Origin of the sequence: Pseudomonas luteola NBRC 103146 (genome assembly GCF_002091675.1) — a bacterium.
Lineage (GTDB): Bacteria > Pseudomonadota > Gammaproteobacteria > Pseudomonadales > Pseudomonadaceae > Chryseomonas > Chryseomonas luteola.
The window spans coordinates 1-13,347 of record NZ_BDAE01000026.1 but is presented as its reverse complement, the minus strand read 5'-3'; the positions used below and the strand labels follow the sequence as shown (position 1 = coordinate 13,347).

At 56.1% G+C, this 13,347-nt stretch carries 15 protein-coding genes; 9 read left to right on the top strand and 6 right to left on the bottom strand.

The window, feature by feature from the left end; genetic code table 11:
- Positions 1-9 precede the first annotated feature (9 nt).
- The 6 genes from PLU01S_RS20975 to PLU01S_RS20950 form a co-directional block, all read right to left on the bottom strand.
- Positions 10-1,233: a DUF445 domain-containing protein gene (locus tag PLU01S_RS20975; RefSeq protein WP_074826775.1), complete on the bottom strand. Its 1,224-nt coding sequence runs from the start codon at positions 1,231-1,233 to the stop codon at positions 10-12.
- Between the two features lie 122 nt (positions 1,234-1,355).
- Entirely contained in the window at positions 1,356-1,631 is a 276-nt protein-coding gene (locus PLU01S_RS20970) for a peptidylprolyl isomerase (protein WP_074826346.1), read from the bottom strand.
- A 78-nt stretch (positions 1,632-1,709) separates the two neighbouring features.
- Positions 1,710-2,240 (bottom strand): hypothetical protein, encoded by a 531-nt coding sequence (locus PLU01S_RS20965; RefSeq protein ID WP_074826344.1) that lies wholly within the window; start codon positions 2,238-2,240, stop codon positions 1,710-1,712.
- Positions 2,241-2,347: 107 nt separating this feature from the next.
- Positions 2,348-3,232 (bottom strand): 3-hydroxyisobutyrate dehydrogenase, encoded by an 885-nt coding sequence (gene mmsB / locus PLU01S_RS20960; protein ID WP_074826341.1) that lies wholly within the window; start codon positions 3,230-3,232, stop codon positions 2,348-2,350.
- A 37-nt stretch (positions 3,233-3,269) separates the two neighbouring features.
- Positions 3,270-4,796 carry a CoA-acylating methylmalonate-semialdehyde dehydrogenase gene (locus PLU01S_RS20955; protein ID WP_074826339.1) on the bottom strand — a complete coding sequence of 509 codons (1,527 nt, stop codon included), beginning with the start codon at positions 4,794-4,796 and terminating at the stop codon, positions 3,270-3,272.
- Entirely contained in the window at positions 4,793-6,166 is a 1,374-nt protein-coding gene (locus PLU01S_RS20950; protein WP_074826337.1) for an MFS transporter, read from the bottom strand. The genes PLU01S_RS20955 and PLU01S_RS20950 overlap by 4 nt, the downstream gene beginning before the upstream one ends.
- Before the next feature lie 126 nt (positions 6,167-6,292).
- Here PLU01S_RS20950 and PLU01S_RS20945 point away from each other — a divergent pair, with 126 nt between their 5' ends.
- From PLU01S_RS20945 to PLU01S_RS20905, 9 genes are all read left to right on the top strand, one after another.
- On the top strand, positions 6,293-7,246 hold the full coding sequence (locus PLU01S_RS20945) for a LysR family transcriptional regulator (RefSeq protein ID WP_074826774.1): 954 nt from the start codon (positions 6,293-6,295) through the stop codon (positions 7,244-7,246).
- A 218-nt stretch (positions 7,247-7,464) separates the two neighbouring features.
- A complete protein-coding gene (locus tag PLU01S_RS20940) occupies positions 7,465-8,076 on the top strand; it encodes a paraquat-inducible protein A (RefSeq protein WP_010798255.1) in 612 nt (203 codons plus the stop codon).
- Positions 8,073-8,690 carry a paraquat-inducible protein A gene (locus PLU01S_RS20935; protein WP_010798254.1) on the top strand — a complete coding sequence of 206 codons (618 nt, stop codon included), beginning with the start codon at positions 8,073-8,075 and terminating at the stop codon, positions 8,688-8,690. The genes PLU01S_RS20940 and PLU01S_RS20935 overlap by 4 nt, the downstream gene beginning before the upstream one ends.
- The gene (locus PLU01S_RS20930; RefSeq protein ID WP_074826334.1) at positions 8,680-10,356 is read left to right on the top strand and encodes a PqiB family protein; all 1,677 of its coding nucleotides are present in this window, start codon (positions 8,680-8,682) and stop codon (positions 10,354-10,356) included. Before PLU01S_RS20935 ends, PLU01S_RS20930 begins: the two co-directional genes overlap by 11 nt.
- Positions 10,353-10,964 carry a PqiC family protein gene (locus tag PLU01S_RS20925; protein ID WP_010798252.1) on the top strand — a complete coding sequence of 204 codons (612 nt, stop codon included), beginning with the start codon at positions 10,353-10,355 and terminating at the stop codon, positions 10,962-10,964. The genes PLU01S_RS20930 and PLU01S_RS20925 overlap by 4 nt, the downstream gene beginning before the upstream one ends.
- Complete coding sequence (locus tag PLU01S_RS20920; RefSeq protein WP_074826331.1) at positions 10,961-11,212, top strand: hypothetical protein; 252 nt, start codon at positions 10,961-10,963, stop codon at positions 11,210-11,212. The genes PLU01S_RS20925 and PLU01S_RS20920 overlap by 4 nt, the downstream gene beginning before the upstream one ends.
- Before the next feature lie 312 nt (positions 11,213-11,524).
- Positions 11,525-11,956, top strand: coding sequence for a DUF2628 domain-containing protein (locus PLU01S_RS20915; RefSeq protein WP_074826328.1), 432 nt, complete (start codon positions 11,525-11,527; stop codon positions 11,954-11,956).
- A gap of 171 nt (positions 11,957-12,127) precedes the next feature.
- Positions 12,128-12,856 carry a FadR/GntR family transcriptional regulator gene (locus PLU01S_RS20910; RefSeq protein ID WP_074826326.1) on the top strand — a complete coding sequence of 243 codons (729 nt, stop codon included), beginning with the start codon at positions 12,128-12,130 and terminating at the stop codon, positions 12,854-12,856.
- A 121-nt stretch (positions 12,857-12,977) separates the two neighbouring features.
- Positions 12,978-13,347: dihydrodipicolinate synthase family protein (locus tag PLU01S_RS20905; protein WP_174588324.1), on the top strand; the 370-nt coding region annotated here is incomplete at its 3' end.

Sequence of the window (13,347 nt, the reverse complement as noted above, 5' to 3'; positions counted from 1 at the left end):
TTCACCCTGCTACCCTACCAGCAGTTGGGTGACCGTATGGATGATCAGTCCAACCAGTCCGCCTACGAGCGTGCCATTGATGCGGATGAACTGCAGGTCTCTGCCTACGTTCCTCTCAAGCTGTTCGACCAACTCGTCAGTGTTCCAGGCTTCGACTCGCTCGGCGATGTAGTCTCCCAGCTGACCGCGATAACGCTCAATGACAGGAGGCGCCACCTCCTCAATCTGATCATTGATCCATTGCCGCATAGGCGCATCCGCTGCCAGCGCAGCCCCCAGCCCTTGGGTCAGACGAATCAGGCGTCGACGTATTGAGGAATCGTCCTTGCCCAGATCATCCTGCAGCCAGTCAATCAGATCATCCCAGAGCCCTTGCAGATACCCGGCAATGGCGGGGTGCTCGATCAGCTGCATACGGACCTGCTCGCCTTTCACTCGAAATTCGGGATCGTTCTTGAGCTTCTCGATGAAGTCGGCGACATAATGGTCGAAGCGAGCCCTCATCTCATGATCCTTGTCTTCGCTGATCTCGGTAATGAGCATCGAGATCCGCTTGACGACCTTCTCGGCCGACCAGCGCCCCGCATACTCATCAAGCCGAACATAGCGCAACGCGCTGAGCTCTGAAGAGATGGCACGGGCAATCATCGCCTGAGTATCTTCGTCCCTCATCATGCGGTCGATCTCACGCAGCACATCATCGAGCATGGCCTGATGGCGCCGGTCTGCCGTCATGACATCCAGCAGCTGCCCGCTCAACAGTGCCAAGTCAACCTGCTGCAACCGAGCCGTCGCCGTGCGCTGGATAAAGCGCTGAACACGCTCATCCCGCAAGGCACCTACACCGAATCGGGCCACCCCTATCAGATGATTACCTAGGGCTTCGGCATGGTGAGGCTTTTGCAGCCAGCCGGCCAGTTGGTCGGCTGCGTTGAATTCTCTGACCTTTGCCATCAGCTGAGGGGTAGACAGGAAATTAAGACAGATGAAATCCGAAAGCTTGCGCCCTATGCCCGCCTTGTTACGTGGAATGATAGCCGTGTGAGGAATGGGCAGCCCCAGGGGATGCCTGAACAGCGCGGTAACCGCAAACCAGTCGGCGATCGCGCCAACCATCGCCGCCTCGGCAAAGGCGGCGACATATCCCCAGCCAGGATGGATGTCATGCAGTGCGGTAGCGACCGCATACAGGACAGCGGCTGCCAGCAACAGGCAGCCCGCCAGAACCTTCATGCGAAAGACTGGGGACTGCCAGCGATCGGATTTTGCAGGTGCATCAGGTGTTACAGGTTCGTTGGCCAAAACGGTCCTCGCTCGGGTCGTTGTTCCTGTCTGGGTGACTGAGCAGGCTGCGCTCAGTCCCGGTAATACACTTTGACCAGGTGATAGCCAAACTTGCTTTTGACCGGACCATGAAGATCACCGACCGACTTCTTGAAAATTACCTGATCGATCACCCTGACCATCTGGCCCGGCTTGACCTCGCCAAGGTCGCCGCCCCGCTTTCCTGAAGGGCAAATCGAAAATTTCTTCGCCAGTACGTCAAAGGCCTCGCCTTTTTCAAGGCGCTTCTTGAGGGCGTCCGCCTCGTCGGATGTCTTGACCAGAATATGTTTGGCCATGGCTTTCATAAAAGGGAACCTCAGGGTCGATAATGGCCGACCCGCTGTTTATTCAGTGGAGAGATGGCAGGTTGATGACTGAACGCCTCAGTCTTCCAACGCGTTCTTTAGCGCTTCATAGGAGGGCGCTGCGTAGATGTCGAGCTCGGCGCAGAGATCCAGTACGCGCTGCACGTCATGGGTGTACACCAGAACGGCTTGCAGCTCATCATCAAGTGGCTCACTGAAATCCATCAGGGTGTAGCCACCCTTTTCCTTGTACATGCTGCTCAGCTGAACCTGGATCCGATTGAGCGCCTTGAGTGGTTCAACCTTCACCAGCTGCTTGGGTTTGATGTTGAACGGCACATCCTTGCCGAAGGAATCCATGATGTGCTGGAGCAGCTCATCGTAGCTATCGGCCTGGAACAGTACCGTTTCCGGCAAACTGCCGACTACTACCCACTCGCCCAGCGAAATCGGGAAGGTCTCGTCGTAATTGATATCCGGATTGGCTGCCAGGAACGCTTCGGGATCGGCATAAGCTTGTGCAGCTTCGTCAGCGATCCGCGCGATCTCCTCATCGCTCATACAGCCGGAGCTGATTAGGGTGATCAGTTCAAGGAGTTGGTCTTTCATGTGAGGCATCCGGAAATAATCGAATTCCTAGTGTACAGGGAGGCGCTGCCGGATGCCGACTCGCTGGCCCAGCGGCGTGGTATTACCGCTGGGCCGACTGATCAGCGCTAAGGCTTGCGGTACAGCCCAATGATGCCGGAAAAGTCTTTGCCGCCCTCACCTCGCTGGCTCATGCTCTGGTAGAGCTGCTGTGCCAGCGCACCCAACAGAACCGGTTGGCGCACCTGCTTCGCCGCTTCAGTGGCAAGCCCCAGATCCTTGAGCATGAGGTCTGTCCCAAAACCACCGGTGTAGCCTCGTGAAGACGGCGCCGTCTCGATGATACCCGGCCAGGGGTTATAGGTATCCGAACTCCAGCAGCGTCCGGTAGAAGTATTGATGATGCCGGCCAGAACCTTGGTGTCGATGCCGAGCGCATCGCCCAGCGCCATGGCTTCTGCAACACCGATCATGCTGATGCCCAGCAGCAGGTTGTTACAGACTTTAGCAACCTGTCCGGTTCCGACTTCACCACAATGCACAATATTCCTACCCATATCAGAGAGTACCGGCTGTATGAGATTGAACAGCTCAGGCGTCGCGCCGACCATGAAGGTTAAGGTGCCTGCCTGCGCACCGCCGGTCCCCCCTGAAACCGGCGCATCGGCCATGGCGATTCCTCGCCCCGCCGCCACCTGGGCGACCTCCCGGGCCGTCTGAGGATCGATGGTGCTGCTGTCAATTGCTACGGCTCCGTCAGGCAGTGCTGCCAGAAGCCCCTCTTCACCCAGGTAGACACTGCGCACATGGGCCGCGGCAGGCAGCATGGTAATGACCAGCTCACATTCCAGTACAGCGTCCCGGGCGGAGTTTGCCGCCTTGGCGCCCGCTTCCGCCAAGGCGCCAACCGCCTGTGCGTTGACATCGAAGACCGTGAGCGCATGTCCGGCTTTCAGCAGGTTATGCGCCATCGGAGCCCCCATGTTTCCCAAACCGATAAAGGCAATACGCATGGCTATTCTCCTTCTGTAACGTTGACGACCGCGCCGATCAACGCAAGGTAATCGTGGTATTCACCCCATCACTGACACTGTCATCGTCGAACCAGCGGGCCGTGACGGTTTTGGTCTGGGTGTAAAACTGGACGACTTGCTTACCGTAAGGCCCTAGATCACCCAGTTTGGAACCGCGGGAGCCGGTAAAGCTGAAGAAGGGAACCGGTACCGGGATCGGAATATTGATTCCTACCTGACCAACATCGATTTCACTCTGGAATTTGCGAGCCGCTGCACCGCTCTGGGTAAAGAGCCCAGTTCCGTTACCGAAGGGGTTGCGATTTACCAGAGCAATCGCCTCATCCAGCGTATCAACTTCGAGGGTCAGCAGAACCGGACCAAAGATTTCTTCCGTGTAGATACGCATGTCTGTCGTAACGCCGGAAAACAGCGTAGGCCCTACGAAATTACCCTGCTCGTATCCGGGCACCTGAACATTGCGGCCGTCAAGCAGCAATGAAGCACCTTCCGCCACCCCGCTTTCGATCAGACCGAGCACACGCTCCCTGGCCTGTTTGGAGATCAGCGGACCAACGTCAGTCCCCGGTTCGGACCCGGCATTGACCTTGAGTTGTTCAGCCTTGGCCTTGAGCTCCGGCAGCCATTCGCGCGTCTTACCTACCAGAACAGCCACCGAAGTGGCCATACAGCGCTGGCCGGCAGCACCAAAAGCCGCACCTACCAATGCATTAAGCGTCTGCTCCTTGTTGGCATCGGGTAACACCACCGCGTGATTCTTGGCGCCCATCATCGCCTGCACGCGCTTGCCGTGCTGACCCGCCAGATTGTAAACATGAGTACCAACGGCTGTAGACCCGACAAAGGAGACAGCCTTTATATCGGGATGAGTACACAGCGCATCGACTACGTCCTTTCCGCCGTGTACCACATTGAGGACACCGGGTGGAATGCCGGCCTCAAGCGCCAACTCGACCAGCTGCATCGTGGAAAGCGGGTCCTGTTCGGAAGGCTTGAGCACGAACGTATTGCCACAGACGATAGCCATAGGGAACATCCACAGCGGGATCATGGCCGGGAAATTGAAGGGTGTAATGCCTGCGCAGACACCAATGGGCTGGCGTAGCGTATAAGTATCCACCTCGCCCGCCACGTTTTCGGCAAACTCGCCCATCTGCAAGCTACCTACCGAGCAGGCGTGCTCGACGACCTCCAGACCCCGGAAGATGTCACCCTCGGCATCGGCCACGGTCTTGCCCTGTTCGGCACTCAACGTTTGGGCAATGGACTTCATATGCTCACGAATCAATGCCTGATACTTGAGCATGATGCGCATACGCGTACCGATGGGCGTACGCTTCCAGCGGGTAAATGCCTGCTGGGCAGCAGCGATCGCCGCATTGACCTCATCGGGCGTGGCAAAGGGAACACGAGCCAACACCTGCTGAGTTGCCGGGTTGACAACATCGCGCCACTCCTGCGTTTTGGAGTCCACCCACTCACCGTTGATCAGCAGTTTGACTTGGCTGATATCAGCCTTGGCATCATTCAAGGGGGCGTTCATAAGGATTCTCCTGAGGTGGAATTGACCATGCCAACGGGACGGGAAGCGGTAGTGGAAATAGCGGAGCGGCCGATCTGAGCATCCGGCTTCATCAGGGCTGTACAAAGCAATGCGATCGCACCCATGACCAGTAGATAGACGATGACATATCGCGGATTACCCTCTCCCAGCGATAGCAGCGTAGTGGCGATCATGGGTGCAAATCCGCCGCCCAGCACGCCAGCAAACTGAACCGAGAGCGAAATTCCGCTATAGCGAATCTGCGCTGGATATTGACGGGCAAACAGCAGTGACTCAGGCGCATACAGGATGGGAAACACAACGCCCACGGCCAGCACCATGGCCCACCAAACAAGCAGGGGTTCACGTGTTCCCAGCATGGCAAAGAAGGGATAAACAAAGGCGCACAGCAGGAGCAGCCCGGTGAAATAGAGACGCCGCTGCCCTACCCGATCAGAGAGGTAACCACAGAACGGCATGGTGACCAGGGACAGTGCGGCACCGGCGGTAATAGCATTCAGTACACTGGCGCGGGGAATCTGGAGCTGATTGGCGGCATAGGCCAGCGCAAAGGTGACCGCCATATAGAACCAGGCGTTTTCAGCCGTGCGGGCGCCGATGATGGCCAGAGTTTCCCGAGGGTGCTCCTTGAGCACTGTAAACAAGGGGATCTTGACCTTACGCCCCTCCTGCTTGAGCCGTTCAAAGTCAGGCGACTCCGCCACCTTTACCCGGATCAGCCAGCCGATACCCAGCAGTACCACACTGGCCAGGAATGGCAGCCGCCACCCCCAGGCCAGCATATCTTCCTCTGGCAAAGTGGCCACCGCCCCCATGGCCAACGAGGCCAGTACCAAGCCTGCCCCAACACCAGTCTGCGGCAGGCTGCCATAAAAGCCTTTTTTGCCTTCCGGCGCATGCTCGACCGCCATCAGAACGGCGCCGCCCCACTCGCCACCTACGGCCATGCCTTGCAGGAAGCGCATGACTACCAACAGCAAGGCCGCCCAGTAGCCGATCTGGTCATACGTGGGAATCAGGCCGATGGCGATGGTAGGAACGCCCATCAACATGAGCGTCAGCAATAACATGGATTTTCGCCCAATCCGGTCACCGAAATGACCAAACACGATGCCGCCCATGGGACGACCAAGAAACCCCACGGCGTAGGTGGCAAAGGCAGCCAGTACGCCACTCATGGGATCGAGGGCAGGAAAGAACAGCTTATTGAAGACCAATGCCGCAGCAGTGCCGTAGAGGAAAAAGTCATACCACTCAATGGTGGTTCCGGCCATGCTGGCCAACCCGGCGATCCGATAGTGCTTGCGACCAGATGAGGTCGCTCTGGGTGATGGCGTGCCTGTAGTCATAAACGCCTCCGCTTATTGTTGTTGTGCGAGGTGTCATCAGCCGGAATCGCGTTCTGGCGCTTGCGGCTGTTTCGGAGTATAGATGTGCAAACTTCCGATAAGAACGCACAAAAAAGCCGGACCGATATGCAAAAAAATCTCATGTCCCCTGCCGCACTTGACTGGGACGATCTCAAGTTTTTCCTGGAGGTAGCCCGGACACGAACGGCTACCGGCGCGGCCCGTAGGCTGGCGGTGGACTACACAACAGTGTCACGCCGTATCCGTATTCTGGAGCAGACGCTAGGCGCCTTACTGTTTGAAAAATCACGCAGCAGCGGCTTTGCAATGACCACCGAAGGCCAGCGGCTCCTGGGCTATGCAGAGGCTATCGAGAGCACGCTGCAATCGGCCTGTGAAGAGGTCGCCGGTGCAGGGCTGTCCCTGTCGGGACATGTCCGAATTGGCTCCACAGAAGGGTTCGGCAGCTTCTTCATCGCGCCGCAAGTCAGCCATTTTCAGCAAACCTATCCAAGCCTGACGGTCGATGTCTTGCCGGTTCCGCATTTCATCAGCCTGTCCAAACGTGAGGCAGACATTGCCATTACCCTGGAGCGGCCTGAACGAGGACCTTACGTCTGCACGAAACTGTGTGATTATCAGCTTAGGCTCTATGCGACTCCGGGCTATCTAGAGCGGCACGGCCCCATTCATGATCGGAGCGATCTGGCTGAGCATACCTTTATCACCTATGTAGATGATCTCGCTTTTAGCCCGGAGCTGTTGTATTTGGAACACGCTGTTCCAAGCGCTCGATCGGTGTTACGCAGCACCAGTGTAATCGCTCAATATACGGCGGCGCTTCAGGGACGTTCGCTGGCGATCTTGCCCTGCTTTCTAGCCGGCCCGGATCCCCGTTTGCAACCGCTGCTTGCGGAGGAAATTCAGATAACACGGCATTTCTGGATGTATTGTCAGGAGGATTTGCGGGCATTGAAGCGCGTTACGCTACTTTGGGACTACCTCAAAGCCTGCGCCGAACTGAACGAACCACTGTTAAGCGGCGCCTCCAGTGAAATGAGATTCATCGATCCTTCGTGACTTGCAGCGCATCTAACGCTTCTACCACCCACAGGTTTTTACCGGACATATGAAACAAGTACGGTGCTCTATGTGTCCTTGTTACAAAATCGACAACACACCGTTTCGAACACCCATACAGCGAAACGGCCTAACGCAGTATCCTAACGATCAGGTGCTGGTCGACGGGGCGGCGTTTCCACACTTCACCGAAACCTATCTAATGCACACCATCAGCCATGCCTCAACACCCTGACTGGATCATCTGCGAGCACTGCGATTCGGTCTACCATCGGCGCCCACTCGCGCGGGGCGAAGCTGCCCGCTGCGTGCGTTGCGATGCCGTGATCGAGCGCAGCAGACGGCTCAATGTCGAACAGTTGTTCGCCCTTACGCTGGCAGCTGGCATCCTGTTCATATTGGCCAACGTCTTCCCCATCATGCACATCAGCTTGCAAGGGCTGAGCAACGAGGCCACGCTCTGGGAATCTGTCGAGGCATTGGCTCAGGGTCGTATTACGTTGATTGCGCTGGTGGCAGGCCTGGCGATTATCTTCGCGCCGCTGTTTCAGATTCTGCTGCTGGGCTGGGTGCTGGGTTACGCTTATGTGGGCGAAATGGCCCCTGGTTTCAGGGCCTGTATGCGGGCGCTTGAGCATTTACGACCCTGGAGCATGCTGGAGGTCTGCCTGCTTGGCATTCTCGTAGCCATTATCAAACTGGCCGGTATGCTCAACGTTTCGCCTGGCGTCGGCTTATGGGCCATGGCCATGCTGACGGTGCTGATTATTCTCATTGCCGGTCGTGACATCCGCTACCTCTGGGATGATCTGGAGGTGCCGGTTATATGAATAAACCGCCCTACGCGCGCGAACTCAAGGTTTGCCTGTGCCATACCTGTGGATTTGTCTGCCCTGAGGGAGCGCATGAATGCCCGCGCTGCTATTCCCCGGTTCATACGCGCAAACCCAACAGCATCGCCCGTACCTGGGCCTTTCTGCTTGCTTCGATCATCTTTTATGTGCCGGCCAATGTCCTGCCGGTGATGTATACCAGCATGTTCAGCGGGGGCAGTGAAAATACGATCATGAGCGGTGTCATCGAGTTCTGGCAGCACGGCTCATGGGACATCGCTATCCTGATTTTCATTGCCAGCGTTGCCGTGCCTTGCATGAAATTTTGCGTCCTGGGTACTTTGCTGATTACCTGTCAAAGGCGCAGCCGCTGGGCCATGCGCGAACGGGCCAAGCTTTATCGCTTCGTAGAGCTGATCGGCTATTGGTCGATGCTCGATGTATTGGTCGTGGCCTTGGTGGCTGCGCTAGTTCAATTCCGAGCCTTGAGCACGATCGAGCCCCGTCTGGGTATCCTGTTCTTTGGCCTGGTTGTTGTGTTGACCATGCTGTCTGCCATGAGCTTTGATCCGCGCCTGATCTGGGACGCTGAGGTAAATGATGTCGAATAACCCGAACACTGCTTTTCCAACCCCTGGCACGCCTCAGATCAGAAAACGGCGCTTCAGTATTTCTCTGGTCTGGCTGGTCCCGATCGTGGCGGCTCTGGTAGGGCTATCCATGGTCGTCAACAGCTGGTTGCGGGCAGGTCCTCAGGTCAACGTCAGTTTTCAAACGGCTGAGGGGCTTGAAGCAAACAAGACCCAGGTAAAGTACAAGAACGTGGTAATCGGTACGGTTACTCGGATCGCCCTCAGCGAAGACCGCACCCACGTTACCGCCACGATTGACCTGGATAAGTCAGCCGAACCCTTTACCCGCGAGGATACCCAGTATTGGGTGGTCCGTCCGCGTATCGGCGCCAACGGGGTTTCCGGTGTAGACACACTGCTCTCTGGCCCCTTCATCGGTGCGGACGCTGGCCGTTCCGACGTGACCAAAAAAGATTTCGTCGGACTGGAAAACCCTCCTCCTGTCACCTACGGGCAAAGGGGCAAGCGCTTTACCCTTCATACCGACGATCTTGGCTCATTGGATATTGGCTCGCCGGTCTACTATCGCCGCATTCAGGTAGGCCAGGTCATCTCGTATAACCTGACGGAAGATGGCAAAGGGGTAGATGTTCAGGTGTTCGTCAATTCGCCCAACGATGCGTTTGTGACCGACGATACCCGCTTCTGGAATGCCAGCGGCATTGACGTCTCGGTTGATGCCAGCGGCCTGAAGGTCAACACCCAGACGATCCCCTCCATTCTGGCGGGCGGCATTGCCTTCCGGGAGCCTAATTACAGCCCGGACGCCAAACCAGCTCCAGAGCACTACGAGTTCACGCTCTATAACGACCAGCAGACGGCACTGGCGCCTCCCTCCGGCGAACCTCGGTTTATTCGCCTGCGTTTCAATCAGTCCTTACGCGGACTTGCGGTGAATGCTCCCGTGGAGTTCCTGGGGGTGAATATCGGCCGGGTTGTCTCAGTGGATCTTGATTATGACCCCAAAACGCAGCGGTTCCCGACTACGGTAGGTGCAGTGGTCTATCCGCAGCGTCTGGGCAGTGCCCATGACAAGCTGGTCAAGCAGATCGGCGGTGAAAGCGAAGAGCAATCCGCTCAACTGATCAAGCGTCTGGTCGAGCAAGGTCTGCGAGCCCAGGCCCGCACGGGCAACCTTCTGACAGGACAGCTTTATATTGCGCTGGATTTCGATCCCAAGGCGGCCAAGGTCAGCTTCAACCCCAACAGTCGTCCTCTTGAGATTCCGACGGTTCCAGGCGGGTTCGATAAGCTACAGGAGCAGCTGCAGGCTATGGTCGACAAGATCAGCAAGCTACCTATCGACTCGATTGCCAACAACCTGAACGGCAGCCTGAACGAGTTGCAGAAAACGATGAAACAGGTCAATGGCGATGTGTTGCCGCAAATGCGAGGTACGCTCGAGGAGCTGCAAAACACGCTCAAGACCGCCAACGAAACGTTGGATGAAGATTCGCCGGCACGTCAGCAGGTCAACCAGGCCATGGACGAGGTCCAGCGAACCGCTCGCTCCGTGCGTGTACTGACCGATTATCTGAGCCGCCATCCCGAGTCGCTGATTCGTGGCCGTACCGAGGAAGCGGCGCCCGGCTCCTATAAAGGGAAGTCATCCTCTCGAGACATTGAAATGGAGTCCCAGCCATGACCCTTCGCTTATCGCTGGCTGCAATAGCGGCCACGCTGGGGCTTGCCGCGTGCAGCTCAGCCCCTACGCATTACTACACACTACTGCCTCCCCTGTCTGGCCAGGCGGCTTCTCACACCGCCTCCGCAGCGTTTCAGTTCGAGCTTGCGCCTGTGCGCATGCCTGTGCAGGTTGACCAGCCCCAACTGGTGGTGAGGCAAAGCAATGGTAGCCTCGCCATTCTGGAGTCCGAACGCTGGAGCGCGCCGCTTGGCGATGAATTTCATGACGCACTGGCAGGTCAGCTGGAGCAACAGCTCGGCGTCCGGGATCTGGCAGGACTTCCCAAAACCTCCGGCAAGCCGGTGTTGACGCTACGCACTGATGTACGCCGCTTCGACATGCTGCCCGAGCGGTATGCCTTGATTGATGTGGTTTGGAGCCTTAACCTGAGAAGCGAAGGTAGCCCACGCCGAACATTGACCTGCAGCAGTATCATTCGCGAGCCTGCCGGCATGGAGCTTGAAAGCCTCGTCATAGCCCATCAGAAGGCTATTGCTACTCTAGCCAAAACCATTGCGCAAACCGCGCAGCGTTGGAACGAACTGCCGACTACAGAATGCCCATGATGATCGATTGGTACCTGCGTATCCGCCACGCCTGCTCACAAACCAGTGTCTTTGAAGTCTGCTTTGCCTTCGGCACCGCGTTTGTCCTGTTATTTCTACCCGTCGAGCAAGCAAGCGGCTTGGCCAAGCGCCTGCGAGAGCATAGCGCCTATTTTATAGAAAGTACGTCCTTTTCGAGCGATGTACTCTTTAGCCTTGGCAATGAAGTGAACTATCAAACCGGAACGTTGACCAGTTGCGGCATGTAAGCCACGCCTCCATATAGGGGGCTAAAACGCCCTCTTGTACCTACTGCGTGTTTACTCAGGCTTTACGGCTGATGATCCCTTCTCACAGGCAGTAGGCTTTCTGCCTGTGTAGTTCCTGCTGTTTTGAACTAGGCCGCCTTTCAATACGTTCAAATAAGCATTTTGAGACAGGGTAGAAACCGAACCTCCCATCACCTCGGTATGCTCGCCCCCTTGCCATACACAAGCTTGTTCCAAGCCGCACATGTATGGGTGAACTTCACGGATACACCTTAGTAAAGAAATACAGGCCACACGCCAAGGAGTAATAATATGGACACCACGGAACCCTCCAGAAAAGCATCATATCCGCCAAAATGGCAAGAGCGTTTCGCCTTTTACGAAACCTATGGTGCACCTAAAACCGCTACCTGCAAAAAGGCATTCAAGCAGCTTCCTTTTCGAAAGAAGCTCCTGATCATTAGATGCTGGCCAGCCTTTTTTCTCGGACCTTTCTATTTGATTTTTGCGTTAGGTTTAAAGAAAAAAGGTTTAGCCATGTTAGGCATTGCCTTCTCTACCGGCTTACTTGAACTTCTGTTTCAGGAGCTAACGGGGATTGATGTCCCCCAAGCGCTTGACTTTGGCATTAGCATAGGCTTTGCGATTGCTAACTCAATGATCGCCAATTACGCCTATTATCTTAAAGAAATGAAAAATACGCAGAGCTGGAATCCGTGGGAAGGTTTCTCGGCTTTCGGATGAGTTTAGGCGGGCTAGCTCTCTCAGCTTGGAAGACTTCGGTTTTTACAACGACGTTGGTTACTTATCAAAATAGCCAACGTACCTCTACTGTAAAACCTCTTTACAGCGCTAAACTTGTCAGACATCTTATAGGTAGACCGGATAATTAATCTAAATAAGAAGGTGTTCCAGATGCATTCCGAGCCTGTTTTTCTCGCCAAACGCTCGCATAATCTTTCGCAGGAGCTGGCCAATATTCTCGATAGCCAGATACGCGATGGCCAGCTTAGCCCTGGCGCAAAACTGCCTTCCGAAGCGCAAATCATGAAGGCTCATGGCGTGAGTCGCTCGGTTGTTCGTGAAGCGCTTTCCCACCTTCAGGCAAATGGCAAGGTAGTCACCCGGCAAGGTATCGGTACATTTGTCTGCGAGCCCATTATTCGGCTATCAGGCATGATTGATCCCTCCAGTGTAGAGACACTGCAGGATGTTCTTTCAGTCGTTGAGGTCCGAATCAGCCTTGAGTCCGAAGCGGCAGCCCTGGCAGCACAAAGGCGCTCAGAGGCACATCTGACGCAGTTTAGAGCCCTGCTCGACCGTATGCAGGCGCGGGCAAGAGCGTCTTCTCCCTCAGAGGATCTCGACATGGAAATGCACCTTTTGATCGCCCAGGCAACCGGCAATCGCTACTTTACAGAGATTATGAGCTGCCTTAGCCGAGAACTCATTCCACGTATGCGCCTGAACAAAGCCTTTAATGAAAGTTCGCTGTCCCAAGCCTATCTTGAGCGGCGCGATGCCGAACATGAAGACATCTATAACGCCATTGTCCGGCAGGATGCCATTGGGGCTGCAGCAGCTATGCGTCTGCACCTTAGTAACAGCCGAGAACGATTGGTAAAAGTGATGCAGTCACTTTAGAAGGGCCAGCTGCAATCAAAAAATAAGCAAAAGAGCATCATACCCACTTGTATGACGACTGATGAGAGGTTAGGCTAAATCCACAACAACAAACCTCATGGCTCTCAGCAGGGTGCAATACATGAATCCGCAAGAACTCAAGCACACCCTTTCATCCGGATTGCTGTCCTTTCCGGTAACCGATTTCGATGCGCAGGGCGAATTCCGCCGCGATACCTACATCAAGCGCCTGGAATGGCTGGCACCCTATGGTGCCAGCGCTCTGTTTGCGGCGGGCGGCACCGGTGAGTTCTTCTCGCTGGACCAGAAGGAATACTCCGACATCATCAAAACGGCCGTGGACACCTGCAAGGGCATGGTCCCGATTCTGGCCGGTGCCGGTGGCCCAACCCGCGTGGCGATCCAGCAGGCTCAGGAAGCCGAGCGCCTGGGTGCCCAGGGCATCCTGTTGCTACCGCACTACCTGACCGAAGCCAGCCCTGAAGGCGTGG

What these genes read in the sequence shown, in the direction of transcription:
- PLU01S_RS20945 (WP_074826774.1), top strand. Translation starts at nt 6,293, where the DNA reads ATGCAAAAAAATCTCATGTCCCCTGCCGCACTTGACTGGGACGATCTC.
- PLU01S_RS20910 (WP_074826326.1), top strand. Translation starts at nt 12,128, where the DNA reads ATGCATTCCGAGCCTGTTTTTCTCGCCAAACGCTCGCATAATCTTTCG.
- PLU01S_RS20935 (WP_010798254.1), top strand. Translation starts at nt 8,073, where the DNA reads ATGAATAAACCGCCCTACGCGCGCGAACTCAAGGTTTGCCTGTGCCAT.
- PLU01S_RS20970 (WP_074826346.1), bottom strand. Translation starts at nt 1,631, where the DNA reads ATGAAAGCCATGGCCAAACATATTCTGGTCAAGACATCCGACGAGGCG.
- PLU01S_RS20965 (WP_074826344.1), bottom strand. Translation starts at nt 2,240, where the DNA reads ATGAAAGACCAACTCCTTGAACTGATCACCCTAATCAGCTCCGGCTGT.
- PLU01S_RS20925 (WP_010798252.1), top strand. Translation starts at nt 10,353, where the DNA reads ATGACCCTTCGCTTATCGCTGGCTGCAATAGCGGCCACGCTGGGGCTT.
- PLU01S_RS20955 (WP_074826339.1), bottom strand. Translation starts at nt 4,796, where the DNA reads ATGAACGCCCCCTTGAATGATGCCAAGGCTGATATCAGCCAAGTCAAA.
- PLU01S_RS20915 (WP_074826328.1), top strand. Translation starts at nt 11,525, where the DNA reads ATGGACACCACGGAACCCTCCAGAAAAGCATCATATCCGCCAAAATGG.
- PLU01S_RS20920 (WP_074826331.1), top strand. Translation starts at nt 10,961, where the DNA reads ATGATGATCGATTGGTACCTGCGTATCCGCCACGCCTGCTCACAAACC.
- PLU01S_RS20950 (WP_074826337.1), bottom strand. Translation starts at nt 6,166, where the DNA reads ATGACTACAGGCACGCCATCACCCAGAGCGACCTCATCTGGTCGCAAG.
- mmsB (WP_074826341.1), bottom strand. Translation starts at nt 3,232, where the DNA reads ATGCGTATTGCCTTTATCGGTTTGGGAAACATGGGGGCTCCGATGGCG.
- PLU01S_RS20940 (WP_010798255.1), top strand. Translation starts at nt 7,465, where the DNA reads ATGCCTCAACACCCTGACTGGATCATCTGCGAGCACTGCGATTCGGTC.
- PLU01S_RS20975 (WP_074826775.1), bottom strand. Translation starts at nt 1,233, where the DNA reads ATGAAGGTTCTGGCGGGCTGCCTGTTGCTGGCAGCCGCTGTCCTGTAT.
- PLU01S_RS20930 (WP_074826334.1), top strand. Translation starts at nt 8,680, where the DNA reads ATGTCGAATAACCCGAACACTGCTTTTCCAACCCCTGGCACGCCTCAG.